Below are 15,413 nucleotides of genomic sequence, written 5' to 3'. Positions count from 1 at the left end.
GTCAGGGCCCGGGGGCCGGTTCCACAGACGGGGGCGCCGCCTCCGGTTCGGCGTCCGTCGCGTCGGGCGCCGGCGGGACGGTGATGAGCATGTCGCGCAGGGCGTGCACCGTCTCGTAGGGCAGGATGTTCCGCGTCGCGAGGTCGTCCACCGAGGCCAGCGGGCCGTGCGCCGCCCGGGCCAGCACGATCAGCTTTGCGTGGTGCGGGTCCACGCCGGGCAGCGCGGCGAGCAGGTGCTCGGGCGCCGCGTTCACGTCGACCAGCCCGCCGTCGTCGAACGTCCGGGGCAGGTCGGGGCGGCCGATGCCGAGCGTGCGGGCGATCGACGGGTGGTGCGCCGCCAGCGACCGGGCCTGCGCCCTGCGGACCCGCCCCTCGATCAGCCGGACGTCCGGCACGGGCGGGCCGGCGCCCGGATACGGGTCGGCCGTGAGGACCGCCAGGTGGACGGCGCCGCCGAGCATCGTGAGGATCAGCGCGAAGAAGACCGGGCCGTCCCACAGGGTCGGCTCCTCCGAGGTGATGCTCAGGATGCCGGTCACGAAGAAGGCCGAGAGCGCCAGGTAGCCGCCCGCCATCAGCGCGAGCGGGCGGCTCCGCCGCCGTGCCGCGTAGTAGGCGACGAGGGCGGAGGTCAGCATCCCGAAGCTCAGCACCGGCAGGGCCGCAAGGACGGCCCGCAGCGGCCATGGCACGGGCCGTCCGACCGGCGGCGCCCAGACGGGGTGCTCCGCCGCGAGGTGAGGTGCGACATGCGCGCCGAGGTGCGGGTGAGCGGCCGCCATCGGTGCTAACGGGGCCACTCCCACCGCGGGCGACGGGCGCGGATCCAGCGGCGGATCGAGCGCCGGGTCGGGCGGGGCGAAGGGCGGCGCGGCCGGTGCGACCGCTTCGGGACGCGCCGGCTGCTCGGCCGCCGCCGACGGGCCCGCCGCGGACGGGCCGGCCAGGGACGGGTCCGAGCGCAGGATGCCGAGGTGCAGGCTCTGGAGGCGCTCGCCGGGCTCGACACCGAACTCGGCCGCGAAGAAGTCGCGCGCGTCGCGGTAGGCGGCGAGGGCCTCGGCCTGCCGGCCGCACCGGTAGAGCGCCAGCATCAGCAGGTACCGGAACCCCTCCCGGAGCGGGAACTCGGCGACCAGCCGGAGCAGCTCGGGGACGAGCCGCGCGTGCTCCCCCACGTCCAGCCCGGCCTCGGCGCACGCCTCCAGCGCGGCCGCGCGCGTCTCCTCCAGGCGGTCGCGCGCCGCGTCGAAGAACGCGCCGTTCAGGCCCGCCAGCGCCGGGCCCCGCCACATGGCGAGCGCCTCGCGCAGCATCGCCTCGGCTCCCGCCGCGTCGCCCTCGTCGCGCACGGACCGGGCCGCCTTCACCCGGTCCTGGAAGACCTCGGCGTCCAGACCGCCCGGCGGGACGTGCAGCGCGTATCCGGCGCCGGTCAGCGCCAGCAGCCGCCCCGGGGCACGCGGCGAACGGTCGGGCTCCAGCACGCGGCGCAGCCCGGCCACGTACTTCTGCACGACGTTCGCCCCGTTGTCGGGCGGCTCGTCCCCCCACACCGCCCGCACGATCGACGCCGTCGGCACCGGCCGACCCGGCGTCAGCAGCAGGACGGCGAGGACCGCGCGCTGCTTGCCCGGGCCCAGATCGAGCTCCCGCCCGTCCCGCCACGCGGCCGTCCGGCCCAGGATCTCGAAGCGCGTCGACGGCCCCTCGTCCGGCAGCGCGACCACCTCCACTCACCCGCCCCGGGGCGCCGCGGCAGCCGTTCGGCAGCCCGGACGCAGTTGACCGCAGCATAACGACAGTGATCCGGCATGCGCCTGGAACAGGCTCTTTGTGGACATCGGGGGCGATGTCCCACCAAGTGTGTGAGAGAGAGGGGGCCCGGGTGCCTCATCACCGACTGCGGGCAGGCCGGGTGACGGCCGTGCTCGTCCTGGCGGTCGCGTCCGGAACGGCGGCCTGCGGGCCGGCGGAGAAGACCGGAACGACGGAGAAGGCCGGGGCGACGGCGAAGACGTCCACCACGCCCGCGACGGGCACGGCCGGCGGTCCCGCGGCGGCGCCGGCCAACGGGGTGGAGAAGCTGGGGGCCGACGAGATCCTGCGACGCGCCCGCAAGGCCACGGACGGCGCGCGGTCGCTGCGCGTCCACGGGCAGGTCCAGGACAGCGGCGACACGTACACGCTCGACTTCCGCTACGAGGGCGCGACGAAGTCGACCGGCTGGTTCCAGCAGGGGAACCAGCGCGTCGAGATCACGAGGATCGGCAAGGAGGTCTACCTCAAGGGCAACGACGCGTTCTGGAAGTCGATCGGCGGGAAGGGCGCGCTGCAGCTCTTCTCCGGCAAGTACCTCAAGACGTCCAACACCGCCGCCGACTTCAAGGACCTGTCGATCTTCACCTACCGCACGGCCCTGTTCAACGAGGCCGTGAAGTCCGCGGACACCTGGCGGAAGGGCAAGGCCCTGACGGTCGGGGGAACCCCCGCGCTGAGCCTGACCACCGCCGGCGCCGCCGACGAGATCCACGTCGCTACGCAGGGGGAGCCGTACGTGCTGGCGTTGGCGGGCGGCCCGGAGAACCGCATCGAGTACACCGACTACGGGAAGCCGGTGACCGTCCAGCGCCCGCCCGCCGGGAGCATCGTCGACGAGAGCGCGTTCGACTGACCCGCCACTGAACGGCCGTCCGCTCGGCGGCGCCCGGGGCCGCGGGCGCCCGCGCCGGGCGGACGGCACCCCCTTGCGCGCGAGGGAGCGGCGAGGTTCTGAACGCGGGCGGCTTGGTAAGACACGGGAATGGCCGTGCTCGTGTCCGTCCTCGCGTTCGTGATGACGCTCGCCGGGGGCTTCGCCGCGATGCGGGTGCGCGACCGGCGGCATCTCGTCCTCGGCCTGGCCGGCGGGCTGATGCTCGGCGTCGTCGCCTTCGACCTGATCCCCGAGTCGCTGGCGATGACGCGGCAGCGCCCGCTCGGCGTCCCCGCGCCGATGATCGGGTTCGCGGCCGGGTTCGTGCTGCTGCACGTCGTCGAGCAGGCCGTCGCGATCCACCGCGCCCACGAGGACGAGTACGCGCCGCACGTGCACGCCCACGGCATGGCCGGCGGGGCGGGCGGGCTGCTCGCCGCGTCCGCGCTCGTCCTGCACAGCCTGGTGGACGGCCTCAGCATCGGCCTCGGCTTCCAGTCCGGCACCGACGTCGGGATCTTCGTGGCGCTCGCCGTGATCACGCACGACTTCGCGGACGGCTTCAACACCTTCACCGCGGCGTCGCTGCACCGCGCCGACCGCCGTCCCGCCGTCCTGCTGCTGCTCCTGGACGCCGCCGCGCCCATCGCGGGCGCCGCGCTCGGCATGCTCGCGACCGTCCCCGACGCCGTCCTCGGCCCCTACCTCGGGACGTTCGCCGGCGTCCTGCTGTACCTGGCCGCCGCCGAAATCCTGCCGGAGGCGCACAGCGTCCACCCGCGCGTCATGACCCTCTGCGCCACGGGCGCCGGGCTCGTCGCCGTCCTGTTCATCGCGAGCCTCGCCGGGTGAGGCGACTCGCAGACGGCGAAGGGCCGCGAACGAGCGAAGGGCCGCCCGGCCATGCCGGACGGCCCCTTCGCCCGCTACGGGGTCAGCACCCGCTACGGGCTCGGCTCGCGCCGACGGGTCAGCTCGTCAGGGACGTCGCGTAGCTCTGGTTCGTCTTGAGCCACTCGTCGACGGCCTGCTCGGGCTTGCCCTTGTACTTGTTCTCCATGAGGTCCTCAAGGGACCCCAGCTGCTTGTCGTCCATCTTGAACTTCTTCAGCCAGCCCGCGACCTCGGGCTGGTCCTTGCCGAAGTCCTTGCGGCCGACGGTGTAGATGGTGTCAGGCTTGCCCATCGCGCCCTTCGGGTCCTTCAGGTCGCGGATGGGGTACTTCGCGTACGCCCAGTGGGGGCGCCACAGCGTGACGACGATGTCCTTCTTGGCGCTGATGGCCTTGTCCAGCTCCGTCAGCATCGCCGCCGTCGAGGACGTCGTCACCTTGAACTCGTCCTTCAGGCCGTACGCGGGGAGCATCTCCTCCTGGGAGACCCGGTACAGGCCGGAGCTCTTCTCGATGCCGACGATCTTGCCGTCGTACTGGCCGCCCTTGCCCTTCAGGTCCTCCAGGGACTGCAGCGGCGAGTAGTTCGGGACCGCGATGGTCAGCGGAGCCGAGTCGTACCAGCTGCCGACCTTCTCCAGCTTGTCGCCGTACTGCTTCCAGTAGTCCTCGTGGGTGCCGGGGAGCCAGGAGTCCAGGAAGAGGTCCACGTCGCCCTTCGACATGCCGGCGTACAGGGGGCCGGTGTCGAGGGTCTTCACGTCGACCTTGTAACCCTTGTCGGTCAGCAGGCGCTGCCACAGCGCCGTCGCGGCCTCGCCCTCGGCCCAGCCCGAGACCACGCCGATGGTGATGTTCTTGTCGTTCTCACCCCCACCCGAGTCGGAGTCCCCGCACGCGGCGGTGGTCAGTCCCAGCGTCAGCGTCAACGCAGCGACCGTCAGACCCTTCAACTTGAAACGCATGCCCATCCTTTCGTTGGCTTGCACGGTGGTGGGGGGAACGGCGCCCCGCGGGCCGGACGGGCCGGTCCGGCCGGAGGCGCAGGCCGTGGAATCAGACCGGGTTGGCCATGCCGCGGCGCCACAGGCCGCGCATCAGGCTCGGCCCCTCGCCGAGCGCACCGGTGAGGCGGTCCAGGTAGATGGCCAGGATGACGACCGCGATGCCGCCCTCGAAGCCCTTCGCGACGTCCACCCGGTTGATGCCCTCCAGCACCTCGCCGCCGAGGCCGCCCGCGCCGACCATGCCCGCGATGACGACCATCGACAGCGACAGCATGATCAGCTGGTTGACGCCCGCCATGATGGACGGCATGGCCAGCGGGATCTGGATCCGGGTCAGGATCCGGTTCGGCGGCGTGCCGAACGCCTCGCCCGCCTCCACCATCTCCGGGTCGACGCCGCGGATGCCGAGCTCGGTCAGCCGCACCCCGGGCGGCATCGCGAAGATCACCGTCGCGACCACGCCGGGCACGGAGCCGATGCTGAAGAAGAAGATCGCCGGGATCAGGTAGACGAACGCCGGCATCGTCTGCATGAAGTCGAGGACCGGCCGGACGATCCGGCTCACCACGTCGCTGCGCGCCGCGGCGATGCCGATCGGGATCGACAGCGCGGTCGCGACCACCGCCGACACCAGCACCAGCGCCAGCGAGTCCATCGACGCCTCCCACAGCTCCATGCTGTCGACCAGCGCGAAGCCGAGGATCGTGAACAGGGCGAGGCGCCAGCCGCTGATGACCAGCGCGATGACGGCCAGCACCAGCGTCAGGCCGAGCGGCGGCAGCACCGTGAGGACGTCCGTGAGGGCGTCCACCGACGACTCGATCGCCGTGCCGATCCCGTCGAACAGCCACGACAGGTGGTCGGTGCACCAGTTCACCAGGGTGTCGAACCACTCGCCGACCGGGGTCCGGGGCAGCTCGATCAGCTCACTCACCGTCGCCGCCCTCCTTCGCCAGCGCGAGTTCCGGTTCGGCCTCGACGACCTCGTGCGAGTTGATCGCGCCGAGCGCCGCCAGCAGCGTCACCCGCGGGATCACGCCGAGCAGCGTGCCGTCCTCGTCCGCGACGGGCACCGGCAGGTCGCTCTCCGCGCACCGCGTGAACAGGTCCGCGACGGGGGTGTCCGGCGGCACCGGCTCCAGGTCCTCGGGGTCGATCAGGCCGTCCAGCTTCTGCACGTTCTCCTGCACCGCGTCGGCGATCCGCGCGGCGCGCACCCGCCCGACCAGCTTGCGGTCGCGCCCGACGACGAAGGCCGCCGACGTCTGGTGCTCGCGCATCGTCCGCAGGGCCGTCCGCGGCCCGGTCGACGCCAGCACCGTGACCAGCGGCTTCTCCATGACGGACGACGCCGTCAGCACCCTGGCACGATCCACGTCGGCGACGAACTGGGCGACATAGTCGTTCGCGGGATCGGTGAGGATCTCCTCGGCCGTGCCGATCTGCACGATCCGGCCTTCGCGCATCACCGCGATGCGGTCGCCGATGCGCATGGCCTCGTTCAGGTCGTGGGTGATGAAGACGATCGTCTTCCCGAACCTGCCCTGCAGGTCGAGCAGCAGGTCCTGGACCTCCCGCCGGATGAGCGGGTCAAGGGCGCTGAACGCCTCGTCCATCAAGATGATGTCGGTGCCCGCCGTGAGCGCCCTCGCGAGCCCCACGCGCTGCTGCATACCGCCCGACAACTGGCTGGGAAGCTTGTCCTCCCAGCCTTCAAGTCCCACCAGTCCCAGGAACTCCCGGGCCTTCTTCTCGCGTTCTTCCTTCGGGACACCGCGGACCTCGAGCCCGTACGCCGCGTTGGCCAGAACCGTCCTATGGGGGAACAGCGCGAAGTGCTGGAAGACCATGCTGATCTTGTTCTGCCGGAGCGCCCGCAGCGCCTTCGGCGACATCTTCGCGATGTCCTGGCCGTCGATCTCGACGCTTCCGGAGGTGACCGCGAGCAACCCGTTCAGCATCCGGATGAGGGTCGACTTCCCCGACCCCGACAGGCCCATGACCACGAAGATCTCGCCCTGCCGGACCTCGAACGAGGCGTCCACCACCGCCGGTGTGACCCCGAGGTCGCGGACCGCCTTCAGATCGGCGCCCGCCTTGAGTTTCCGCTGTGCCTCAGCCGTCTTGCGACCAAAGAGCTTGGTGACGCTTTCCGCGCGGAGTACTGACACGATCTCCTTCCGGGTTTCCACGTGCGTACGCGGAAACGGCTCGCTCAATCCGTCCAGACGCCCGGACGCGACGAGCCTCAGGCAAAGAGACTGTCAACCAGACGCCAAAGCTGTGCGTCGCCTGAAACTACCCGCCCAGAGAACATGTTTCATCTTTTGGTGAGTTCCGTCACGTTCAGGTCACAAATGGGCTACACCTTAGTCCGGTGGAAGTTCAGGTACGACCGCGACGGCGTCGGCCCCCGCTGGTCCTGGTACCGCGACCCGTACTTCGCCGACCCGTAGGGGTACTCCGCCGGCGAGCTCGTCCGGAACAGGCACATCTGCCCGATCTTCATCCCCGGCCACAACTTGATCGGCAGCGTCGCCACGTTCGACAGCTCCAGCGTCACGTGCCCGGAGAACCCGGGGTCGATCCACCCCGCCGTCGAGTGCGTCAGCAGCCCGAGCCGCCCGAGGCTCGACTTCCCCTCCAGCCGCGCCGCGAGGTCGTCAGGCAGCCCGAACACCTCGTACGTCGACGCGAGCACGAACTCCCCGGGATGCAGCACGAACGCCTCATCGGGCTCGACGTCCACCAGCCGCGTCAGATCCGGCTGCTCCACAGCGGGATCGATGTGCGGGTACTTGTGGTTCTCGAAAACCCGGAAGTACCGGTCGAGCCGCACGTCCACACTGGACGGCTGGACCATGCCGGGCTCGTACGGGTCGATCTTCACCCGCCCTGACTCGAGCTCGGCCCTGATGTCGCGATCGGAGAGCAGCACGCCTGAAAAGCTATCCCACCCCACACCCACACCGGCGATCCGGTACAGTATCCACAGCATGGACGCCCCCAAGGGCCCCACGCGGGTGTAGTTCAATGGTAGAACTTCAGCTTCCCAAGCTGACAGCGCGGGTTCGATTCCCGTCACCCGCTCTCATGTCGAAGGCCCAGGTCAAGGGTGTCAACCCCCGACCCGGGCCTTGATCTTGTCAGGGCCTCTACGAGCCCGCCGTGCAATTAGCGTGCAATTAACCCACCGGCACCAGCACCCCCGCCGCCCCGTCCTCGTCGTCGCCGTCCCGCTTCTGCTCGGCCTGGACGAGCGCGTTAAGCCCGTCCGCGATCGCACGGTCAGCACTGGACGACCGGTGCTGATACCGCAGCGCCGCCCGCTCGTTGTCGTGCCCCATGCGCGCCATCAGGTTGCGCAGCGAGACGCCCATGTCGGCGGCGAGTGTGTTCCCCGTGTGCCGGAGGTCATGGAAGTGCAGGTTCGGGACGCCGAGCGCCGCCACGACCGGCGTCCACCGGGTCAGCTTGTTGAACCCGCTACGCCTCAGCGGCCCGCCCTTGACGCCCGTGAAGACGAGGGCATCGTCCCCCTTCTTCGTGTACTTGGTCAGGTGCGCGACCAGGTGAGGGACGATCGCGTCTGGAATGGCGACCGTGCGCAGGCCAGCCCGTGACTTGGTCGGCCCCAGGATCATCTGACCGTTAGCCCGCTCGACGTAGGCCCCGCGGACCCGGACCGTACGGTTCGCGGTGTCGATGTCACACCGCCGGAGCGCCGTCACCTCACCCCACCGCAGGCTTGCGAACGCGGCGAGGAGGATCAGCGCCCGCAGGCGATCGTCTCTGGTCACGTCCGCGCGCCCGTCCTCCGCCAGCTTCCACAGGGCCCGATCGGCTTCCGGCCGGGTCGCGAAGGTTTGGGGGAGCCGCCGCATGCCGCCGTCTTTGGCCCGGTACCGGACGCGGTACTCGCCGGAGTCGAGTTTGCGGATGTTGCCGACCGGCCGCACACCGACCCGTTCGGCCAGGTCGAAGACCTGCGCCACGGTGAGGACGGGACGCTCGGCTGCCTCTTCGGTGCCGGCACCCCGCACGCGGCACGGGTTCCGAAGGAGGATCTTGTCCTCCTCGACGGCCGTCATGAGGACGGCCCGCAGCAGCCGGTACGCCTTTGCCGTCATGCTTGCCGAGACGCCGGAGGCGAGGAGCGTCGAGCGCCACTCGCGGATCATGGCCGTACTCAGCTTGCCGATAGGAACGGCGCCCAGGTGCGGAACGATGTGCCTCCCGAGAAGCCAGGTGTACAACTCGACCGTCCGAGGCCGCAGGCCCGCCCGCTGCTCGATCCACTTCGCGGCGTAGTCGCCGACTGTGACCTTGGCCCGCTCCGGGTCGGTCCACTCGCCGCTAAGGATCTGGGCCTCAGCGAGCGTCAGCCACTTCTCAGCGTCGCCTTTGCGCGCGAAGGTCTTGGGAGCCGTCCGCCGCTGCCCGTTCGGCGCGAGGTAACTCGCTTGGAACCGCCCCGAGGGCAGTTGCCGGATGTTGCCGAAGCGCCGGTGCCCCGCCTTGTTGCCCTTAGCCATTACGCAGCCCTCCAGACGTCAGACGCGGTCATGGGCTCGACGAGCCCGGCCGCGATGAACTCGTGAAGTGCGGATTCGGGGATGCGGACGAAGCGCCCGAGCTTGACGAAGCGGATGCGTCGTTCGGCGACGAGCCGACGAGGGAACCGCGGGGAGGTGTTCAGACGCTCGGCCGCTTCCGTGATCGTCAACAACCGTTCGTTCGGGTCGATCGGGGCTGTCTGGGGCCTTGCCTTGGTCAAGCTGCGCTCCTAGCGGTAGCTACTGGCGGAGGTGGGAGAGGTCTTCCGGTGAGTGCGGCGGTAACGAGTGCTTCGCCGCGCGTGAGGCCCTGACTGTGGAAGCGCCATTCGCCGATGGCGAGGACGAGGTCAGGGTCTTGGTCGTCGGGCGGCAGCCAGCCGGGGAACTGCTCGCGGACGTAGGCGATGCGAGCGGCCCGCAGCGCGCCGAGGGTGGTGGAGTAGCGGCGGGACTTGGTCGAGAAGTGGCCCCGGAACCCGAGCATGTGAGCCCACTGGACGAGCCGGAGATCTGCGAACTCGTCCAGGGCACCCAAGGTCAGGCATGCGCTCATGAGCCGCCGGGCATGTGCGGTGATCGGCAACGCGGCCAGGTCGTCAGAGGGTTGAAGCCGCCGGTCGAGGGTGCCGACGCATTCGGCGGCCTTGGTGGCGTACTTGGCGATGTAGCCCGCTACGGCCTGTTGCGTGAGCGTGCCCGAGGAGGTGATGGCCCGGATGTCGACTTGCGGACCCCAGGACAGGGACCGGGCCGGGATGCCGGGTGCCGCCGGAGTGGTGACCGACACGGCGCCGGCGGCGTGCCGAACGGCGTCCTCCAGGAGCCGGACGTTCGCCCAGCCGGGCGGGGGCGCGGCCGGGCCGCCGGGACCGTCGAAGCGGATGACCGCGTGGAAGTGGACGACGCCGCGCCGCTGGTATTCGGCGACCTTGGCGAAGGAGACCGCGAGCGTTTCGCGGAACTCCTTCTGCGTCAGCCCGGCCGACTTGGCCAGGTACCGGCGCAGGGCGAGGGTGAAGCGTCGCCACAGTTCCGGCGCGAGGGCGTTGAACAGCACCGACCCGGCGTAGTCGTAGCAGTCGGGGCACAGCGGTTCGCCGAGTCGGGGGTCATCATCGGAGTGCCGGGCGGCGCAGGAGGCCACCACGCCATGCGGGCACGGTGTGGCGTTGCGTCGAGGGTGGCAGCGTTCGACGCGTCCGCCGTTGCGCACCCGCCGCGCGTGGACGGGACCGAACGAGGGCGCGGTCAGCGTGACGAAGGCGGCCGGGTGACCGGAGACGCTCTCAGGGATGCCCTTCCCACCGGCCAGGCCCGCCCGGATGAGTTGGTAGGTGTCGGCCCGGTAGATCTCGGCGCACGCCGGGCACCGGGAGGCGCGCCGGGTCTTGCAGGCCACGGGAAGTGCACCATCGGGTTCGGTGTCGGTGGAGTAGCTGTGCAGTAGTTCGCCGGTTCCCGTGTGGACGTGTTTCACGGTTCCGGTCAGGAAGACCGGTTGAGCGCAACCGCCGGTAGCGCGGGCACGAGCGGCCCACCGCTCGAAGTCCGGCCGGTCGATGATCTTCGCCATCAGCCGGGCGTCCTGCGGCGTGACGACAGGGTGAGGCACGATGGACGGGTCTCCTTACCGATTTCGCGCGGGACAGGGGATGGCCCCCGGCGTGACGGCGTGACTTGGCGGTTGAGCGGTCACGCCGGGGGCGCTCAGGTCATTGGCAGTTGCCCAGGCCGGAGCAGTGCGGGCAGGTGTCGCCGTAGGAGTCCAGGCCGGTCCCGCCGCAGTTGCAGCACTGCCACCACTCGCCGACCCAGGCGAGCGGACGAGGGAAGGCGATGGCCGATCCGGTTGCGGAGTCTTGGGCGGTCACCTCGGTTGAGCCGCAGGTCGAGCACGAGGGGCCACCACGAAGGCCGAGCAGGGTCACCCAGCCGAGCCCGCCGCCGGTGACGTTGCAGGCCCGGCAGCGAAGCCGCCACGTGGTCGTGTTCTCGACTGTCATCTGTGATTCCTCCAGTGCTCAGGCGAGGGATGCGGTTTCGGTGCGGAGCTGGCGAAGCAGGTCTGAGGCGAGTTGGTTGGAGACGCCGAGGCGGGCGCGGAGCGCGTCACGGGTGATGGGCCGCCCGTGCTCGGTCTCGTGTTCGGCAGCGACGCGGCGCGCGAAGTCGACCAGCGGACCGGCCGGAGCCGACGAGCCCGACGAGCCCAACGAGGGCGACGCGGCCGAGGACGACGACGCGGACGGCGTCGAGGCGGAGTCCTCGCCGGGGATGGGGATGGAGGTCTGGCCGTCCTGCTCGTCCTCTTCCTGCTCGGTGGTGTGGTGCTTGACGGCCGGGACGGCGGCGGTGACCGTGGGCCGCTCGGCCTCCCACACCACCCACGGTGACGAGACTGAGGACGGGACGGCCGAGCCCGCCGAGGACGGGGACGGGCGGCCGAAGGAGTCCGGGACCGGTGAAGGACGAGCCGCCGCGCGAGGGCCGGCCTTGCGGCGTTCCAGCATGGAGACAGCGACGAGGAACGCGCCCGCAGGGGTGCCCGCGGTGATCCAGCCCCAGACTGACGGGTCGGCCTGTGCGAGGTTGGCGGCCAGCGACAGCAGGATCCCGCCGACCAGGACGACGGTCGGCCACGACAGCCGCCCGGTGTCGCGTCCGGTGCTCTTGTCACGCTGCCGTTCCCCGGCCGCCATGACGCAGGTCAGGTCGATGCACACCGCGATGGCCCAGGCCATCCAGCCGCGTTGACCGTGTTCGGTGGCGGTGTCGCGGATGTGGGTGAACGACCCGGCGGCCGCGATGCCCGCGAGCACCACCACCGGGCCGGAGTCGGCGACCGTGCCGAGGATGCGGCGGGTCATGCCGCCCGCCGGGAGGTGACGAGGGCCGGGAGCGCGGCCAGTTCCGGGTCACAGTGGTGGGTGTCGGCCCAGTCGTCGACCTCCCCGGAGCGGGACGAGGAGGCGAAGGAGTCGGCGCAGCGCTGGCAGCGGGCGAGGTGCAGGGAGCGGAACTCGTCCCACTCGACGCCGACCGGCCACACGTCCCAGGACGACACCACCGACGACCGGGACGAGCCCGAAGACGACGAGGACGACGAGCCGGACGGCGAGGACGGGGACGGGACGACGCTGAACCGGGGACGAGGACGGGGACGAAGGACACGGACGCGGACACGGGCGACCATTGGGCAGTCTCCAGGGACGGTTTCGGGCATGGGTCGGGTAGGGACGTGGCGCGATCAGGGCTCACACCGAGCCAGAGGAGAAGAAGGAGAGAGGGAGCCGGGCCGGTTACGCGGCCGGGTCGACGGCCGGGACCGAGCCGACGAGGGCGTCCCAGTCCGGGGTCAGGTGCGCCCAGTCGCGGGCCGCCTGCTCGGCTTCACGCTCGGGGACGAACACCGAGCGGGCGCGGTGCCAGGCGCCGTCTTGGCCGGCGACGATGCAGACGCCGGGTGTCTCGGCGGGGATGGTGCGGGCGGCGTCCAGGGCGGCCGGGTCGAGGTCGCTGAGGGTCATGTTGGCGGTTTCGGGGTCGTTGACCCGGTGGCACACCCGCCCGGAGAGCTGGGCGCGTAGGGCGGTGACGCCGGGTCCGAGGTCGGAGCCGATGCGCTGCCCGCACACGATCAGGTGGACGGCGAACGCCCGGCCGAGCTGGGCGACCCGCAGCAACGCGGTAGCCGTCCGCGACACCTCCTCTTTCTCGGACTTGTCGGCCATCAGGAACAGCTCTGCGACCTCGTCCACCAGAACCACCACCGGGACCGGCCGCAGGTGTTCAGGAAGCGTCCAGACGTTGCGGGCACCGTGCGCGCGGCACGTGGCCATGCGGTTCTCGACCTCGCCGACCAGATCGGACAGCAGGTCGACCGACTCTTTGCGGGTGGTGGCCAGCGCCGACAACCGAGGCGCGTACGGGGTGAACTCGACCCCGCCCTTGAGGTCGAACCCGACCAGCGCGACCGGCTGCGGGGCCAGGCCCTTGATGAGCGCGTTGGCCAGGTTGGACTTGCCCGACTGTGTCGCCCCGGCGTTGAGCCAGTGCGGGACCGTGCGCAAGTCGATCAGCCAGTCACGGCCGTTCTCCAGCTTGCCCGGCCGCACGGTCAGCAGTTCGCCGGTTTCGGGTTCGGTGACGACGTCGACCAGCGGGTCACGCATGGTGGCCCACAGCGTCACGTATCCGGGCCGCACATCGACTACCCGAACCGAGTGGACGCGCCAGGCGTGCGCGATCCCCTCCGCCGCCTTCTCGTAGTCCGCCGGTACCTGCCCATCGTGAAGGCGCAGCCGCATGCGCCAGCCGAGCCGCGTCGGCCGCAGGACGCCGAGGCGGGGAGCACGTTCGACGTCGACGCGCCGCACCCGCCGCTTCTGCTCGACCACCGTTGCGGCGGACCGTGAGGCGGGACCGACTACGGGGATGGCGTCGAGGGTGAGCCGGAACCGCCGCCGGTTACGGGTCAGCTTGCAGCCCGAGGCGACGTGATGCCACGTCAGATACACCAGCACCGCCCGAGCCGGGAAGCCGACGCCGTACCAGAACGAGGCCGGGTGAAAGCGGCGCCAGGCCCAGAGCCCGGCCGCCGCAGCGGCCAGGACCCCGAGCACCCAGAGCAGGTCAGTCATGACCGGGCCGCCGTTCAGGCCACGCCCGCCGAAGCGGACGCATCCGACGAGGAGGCCGAGGGCGGGACGGCCGAGGAGACGGGCGCAATGCGGTCGGCGCGGTAGGCCACACCCCACCGCTTCTCACCGCCCAACACCGCCTCCCAGGGGAACGCCGTCAGCCCGACAGGCGTCACGACCTCCCCGATCGTCACCGACTGGTCGCCGACCACCGCGACGTTGAGCAGGTCCACCCGCCCCGACGTGTCGGCGGCCGACAGACCCACCGTGAACACCGTCTGACCGTTGCGGTCGGTCTTCACCTCCCCTGTGTCCTGGTTGACCAGCTTGGGACGCGGCGGTGACACGCACACGAACGTCAGCGCCGACACGTCCACCGGGATGTTGCGCACGTCAGCCTCCAGGCCATCGCTTGCTACCTACGTTCCTAGGTTACATAGGAAAGTGGGGAGGTCAAGCAACTGGCCGAAACTTTCCTAGGAACCCACGAACCTGAGTCGCATGGCTATGCTGTTGACATGGGAAAACCTGGTGCAGCGGACCGCCGAAAGGTCTATGTCCGCATTGCTGACGAACTGAGGAAGGACATCGCCGATGGGCGGTATCCAGTGGGCGAGGCCCTGCCTTCCATAGCGAAGCTGGGGGAGAGGTTCGGCGCAGCCGGAGCCACAGTGGAGCGTGCGCTTGCGGTCCTGCGAGAAGAGAACATCATCATGAGCAGGCAGGGCACTCCAAGCATCGTTACGAGACGGCCGGAGCAGGAGCCGGCAGGGGAGCTGCCCGTAGAAGTCGCAGAAGGCCCGAGCGAGGAGTTCACACTGCTATTCGGGCAACTCCAAGAGATTCGAGGGCAACTCCGTCGCCTCAGTACGAGGCTTGACGACCTGGATGAACGAACCAGGGATCTCTAGTCCGAGCCGCGTTGCCAGTCGTCCCGATCGCCCTCGAATAGCGACGACCGCGCAGCACAGGAACTCACGGTGCCCCACCGTCCCCCCCGTGCCGCACGGCCGTCACGGCCATGGCCACCCGTCAGGGTGCGTGATGGCCATGACCAGCTCTCGAACCGATACCGCCTCAACCAGACGCCACCCACGGTCACACCGCACCAGCGCCCACAGTGACCGGGTGTAGGGCCCCCGCCAGCATGTGACCTCGAAGCGTTCTGAGATCTCGGCGAGGACCGCCCCGGCGTCCATCAGGCCCCGCCCGTCCTCCAGAACGACCCCGCCGCCGCAATCCACCGGTCGAGCGACATCATCACGCGCAGCACCGCCAGGTCCACATCTGAGCAGGGCGCGAGCAACTCCCCGGTGCTGGACCGGTACCACCACCCGCCGTCCCCGCCGACGACGGTGACACTCTCGCCTAGGCCGCCGAAGTCGGGGAAGTGCACCCGCAGAATGGGCCGGGTCTCGGCGTACCGGCGATCCACTCGCCACCCCCGCCGCCGCAGTGTCCGCGCGAGCCGGTTGAGTCGTCGTCGCGCGGTGAACGGCCGAGGCAGCGCGACGAGTGCATCCGGGGGGATAAGCACCCGCCGCGCCGCCTCAGCCTCCCCCAGGGCCGTCCCACCCAGCGCAGGGACGACCCCATCCGGTGATGGCGGCGGGG

16 protein-coding genes, 1 tRNA gene and 1 pseudogene are annotated in these 15,413 nt (G+C 70.6%); 4 read left to right on the top strand and 14 right to left on the bottom strand.

The window, feature by feature from the left end; genetic code table 11:
- Position 1: 1 nt before the first annotated feature.
- Positions 2–1,741 carry an AfsR/SARP family transcriptional regulator gene (locus ETD96_RS26105; protein WP_205719466.1) on the bottom strand — a complete coding sequence of 580 codons (1,740 nt, stop codon included), beginning with the start codon at positions 1,739–1,741 and terminating at the stop codon, positions 2–4.
- A gap of 152 nt (positions 1,742–1,893) precedes the next feature.
- Here ETD96_RS26105 and ETD96_RS26100 point away from each other — a divergent pair, with 152 nt between their 5' ends.
- Together ETD96_RS26100 and ETD96_RS26095 are read left to right on the top strand one after the other, a co-directional pair.
- The gene (locus ETD96_RS26100) at positions 1,894–2,679 is read left to right on the top strand and encodes a hypothetical protein (protein WP_138639125.1); all 786 of its coding nucleotides are present in this window, start codon (positions 1,894–1,896) and stop codon (positions 2,677–2,679) included.
- Between the two features lie 129 nt (positions 2,680–2,808).
- Complete coding sequence (locus ETD96_RS26095) at positions 2,809–3,552, top strand: ZIP family metal transporter (protein ID WP_138639124.1); 744 nt, start codon at positions 2,809–2,811, stop codon at positions 3,550–3,552.
- A 118-nt stretch (positions 3,553–3,670) separates the two neighbouring features.
- Here ETD96_RS26095 and ETD96_RS26090 read toward each other — a convergent pair whose 3' ends face one another.
- The 4 genes and pseudogenes from ETD96_RS26090 to dcd all read right to left on the bottom strand — a co-directional run bounded on the left by ETD96_RS26090 (position 3,671) and on the right by dcd (position 7,538).
- Positions 3,671–4,558, bottom strand: coding sequence for a glycine betaine ABC transporter substrate-binding protein (locus tag ETD96_RS26090; protein ID WP_138639123.1), 888 nt, complete (start codon positions 4,556–4,558; stop codon positions 3,671–3,673).
- 91 nt (positions 4,559–4,649) lie between these two features.
- Positions 4,650–5,366: pseudogene (locus ETD96_RS26085) on the bottom strand (ABC transporter permease); the annotation flags it as partial.
- Between the two features lie 160 nt (positions 5,367–5,526).
- Positions 5,527–6,771 carry a quaternary amine ABC transporter ATP-binding protein gene (locus tag ETD96_RS26080; protein WP_138639122.1) on the bottom strand — a complete coding sequence of 415 codons (1,245 nt, stop codon included), beginning with the start codon at positions 6,769–6,771 and terminating at the stop codon, positions 5,527–5,529.
- A 191-nt stretch (positions 6,772–6,962) separates the two neighbouring features.
- Entirely contained in the window at positions 6,963–7,538 is a 576-nt protein-coding gene (gene dcd, locus ETD96_RS26075) for a dCTP deaminase (protein WP_171069237.1), read from the bottom strand.
- 81 nt (positions 7,539–7,619) lie between these two features.
- Here dcd and ETD96_RS26070 point away from each other — a divergent pair.
- Positions 7,620–7,690 (top strand) — tRNA-Gly (locus ETD96_RS26070).
- Positions 7,691–7,785: 95 nt separating this feature from the next.
- Here ETD96_RS26070 and ETD96_RS26065 read toward each other — a convergent pair.
- The 8 genes from ETD96_RS26065 to ETD96_RS26030 all read right to left on the bottom strand — a co-directional run bounded on the left by ETD96_RS26065 (position 7,786) and on the right by ETD96_RS26030 (position 14,191).
- Positions 7,786–9,135, bottom strand: a complete 1,350-nt coding sequence (locus tag ETD96_RS26065) for a tyrosine-type recombinase/integrase (protein WP_138639120.1) — start codon at positions 9,133–9,135, stop codon at positions 7,786–7,788.
- Positions 9,135–9,377: a helix-turn-helix domain-containing protein gene (locus tag ETD96_RS26060; protein ID WP_240808220.1), complete on the bottom strand. Its 243-nt coding sequence runs from the start codon at positions 9,375–9,377 to the stop codon at positions 9,135–9,137. The genes ETD96_RS26065 and ETD96_RS26060 overlap by 1 nt, the downstream gene beginning before the upstream one ends.
- Positions 9,374–10,771, bottom strand: coding sequence for a replication initiator (locus ETD96_RS26055; RefSeq protein ID WP_338072599.1), 1,398 nt, complete (start codon positions 10,769–10,771; stop codon positions 9,374–9,376). The genes ETD96_RS26060 and ETD96_RS26055 overlap by 4 nt, the downstream gene beginning before the upstream one ends.
- 100 nt (positions 10,772–10,871) lie before the next feature.
- Positions 10,872–11,162 carry a hypothetical protein gene (locus ETD96_RS26050; RefSeq protein WP_138639119.1) on the bottom strand — a complete coding sequence of 97 codons (291 nt, stop codon included), beginning with the start codon at positions 11,160–11,162 and terminating at the stop codon, positions 10,872–10,874.
- 18 nt (positions 11,163–11,180) lie between these two features.
- Positions 11,181–12,026 (bottom strand): DUF2637 domain-containing protein, encoded by an 846-nt coding sequence (locus tag ETD96_RS26045; RefSeq protein WP_138639118.1) that lies wholly within the window; start codon positions 12,024–12,026, stop codon positions 11,181–11,183.
- Positions 12,023–12,352, bottom strand: coding sequence for a hypothetical protein (locus ETD96_RS26040; protein WP_138639117.1), 330 nt, complete (start codon positions 12,350–12,352; stop codon positions 12,023–12,025). Before ETD96_RS26040 ends, ETD96_RS26045 begins: the two co-directional genes overlap by 4 nt.
- A gap of 106 nt (positions 12,353–12,458) precedes the next feature.
- Positions 12,459–13,799: an FtsK/SpoIIIE domain-containing protein gene (locus tag ETD96_RS26035; RefSeq protein ID WP_138639116.1), complete on the bottom strand. Its 1,341-nt coding sequence runs from the start codon at positions 13,797–13,799 to the stop codon at positions 12,459–12,461.
- A gap of 14 nt (positions 13,800–13,813) precedes the next feature.
- Positions 13,814–14,191: an SCO3933 family regulatory protein gene (locus ETD96_RS26030; RefSeq protein ID WP_138639115.1), complete on the bottom strand. Its 378-nt coding sequence runs from the start codon at positions 14,189–14,191 to the stop codon at positions 13,814–13,816.
- A 126-nt stretch (positions 14,192–14,317) separates the two neighbouring features.
- Here ETD96_RS26030 and ETD96_RS26025 point away from each other — a divergent pair, with 126 nt between their 5' ends.
- Entirely contained in the window at positions 14,318–14,710 is a 393-nt protein-coding gene (locus ETD96_RS26025; protein ID WP_138639114.1) for a GntR family transcriptional regulator, read from the top strand.
- Between the two features lie 287 nt (positions 14,711–14,997).
- Here ETD96_RS26025 and ETD96_RS26020 read toward each other — a convergent pair whose 3' ends face one another.
- Positions 14,998–15,234, bottom strand: coding sequence for a hypothetical protein (locus ETD96_RS26020; protein ID WP_138639113.1), 237 nt, complete (start codon positions 15,232–15,234; stop codon positions 14,998–15,000).
- Between the last annotated feature and the right edge of the window lie 179 nt (positions 15,235–15,413).

The organism is Actinomadura geliboluensis, assembly GCF_005889745.1.
Taxonomy (GTDB): domain Bacteria; phylum Actinomycetota; class Actinomycetes; order Streptosporangiales; family Streptosporangiaceae; genus Spirillospora; species Spirillospora geliboluensis.
Note: the sequence above shows the minus strand (reverse complement) of the source record. Positions and strands in the feature narration are given on the sequence as shown.

Excerpts from the sequence above, each read along its gene's own strand:
- ETD96_RS26095 (WP_138639124.1), top strand. The coding sequence starts at position 2,809 with ATGGCCGTGCTCGTGTCCGTCCTCGCGTTCGTGATGACGCTCGCCGGG.
- ETD96_RS26090 (WP_138639123.1), bottom strand. The coding sequence starts at position 4,558 with ATGCGTTTCAAGTTGAAGGGTCTGACGGTCGCTGCGTTGACGCTGACG.
- ETD96_RS26065 (WP_138639120.1), bottom strand. The coding sequence starts at position 9,135 with ATGGCTAAGGGCAACAAGGCGGGGCACCGGCGCTTCGGCAACATCCGG.
- ETD96_RS26050 (WP_138639119.1), bottom strand. The coding sequence starts at position 11,162 with ATGACAGTCGAGAACACGACCACGTGGCGGCTTCGCTGCCGGGCCTGC.
- ETD96_RS26045 (WP_138639118.1), bottom strand. The coding sequence starts at position 12,026 with ATGACCCGCCGCATCCTCGGCACGGTCGCCGACTCCGGCCCGGTGGTG.
- ETD96_RS26040 (WP_138639117.1), bottom strand. The coding sequence starts at position 12,352 with ATGGTCGCCCGTGTCCGCGTCCGTGTCCTTCGTCCCCGTCCTCGTCCC.
- ETD96_RS26035 (WP_138639116.1), bottom strand. The coding sequence starts at position 13,799 with ATGACTGACCTGCTCTGGGTGCTCGGGGTCCTGGCCGCTGCGGCGGCC.
- ETD96_RS26025 (WP_138639114.1), top strand. The coding sequence starts at position 14,318 with ATGGGAAAACCTGGTGCAGCGGACCGCCGAAAGGTCTATGTCCGCATT.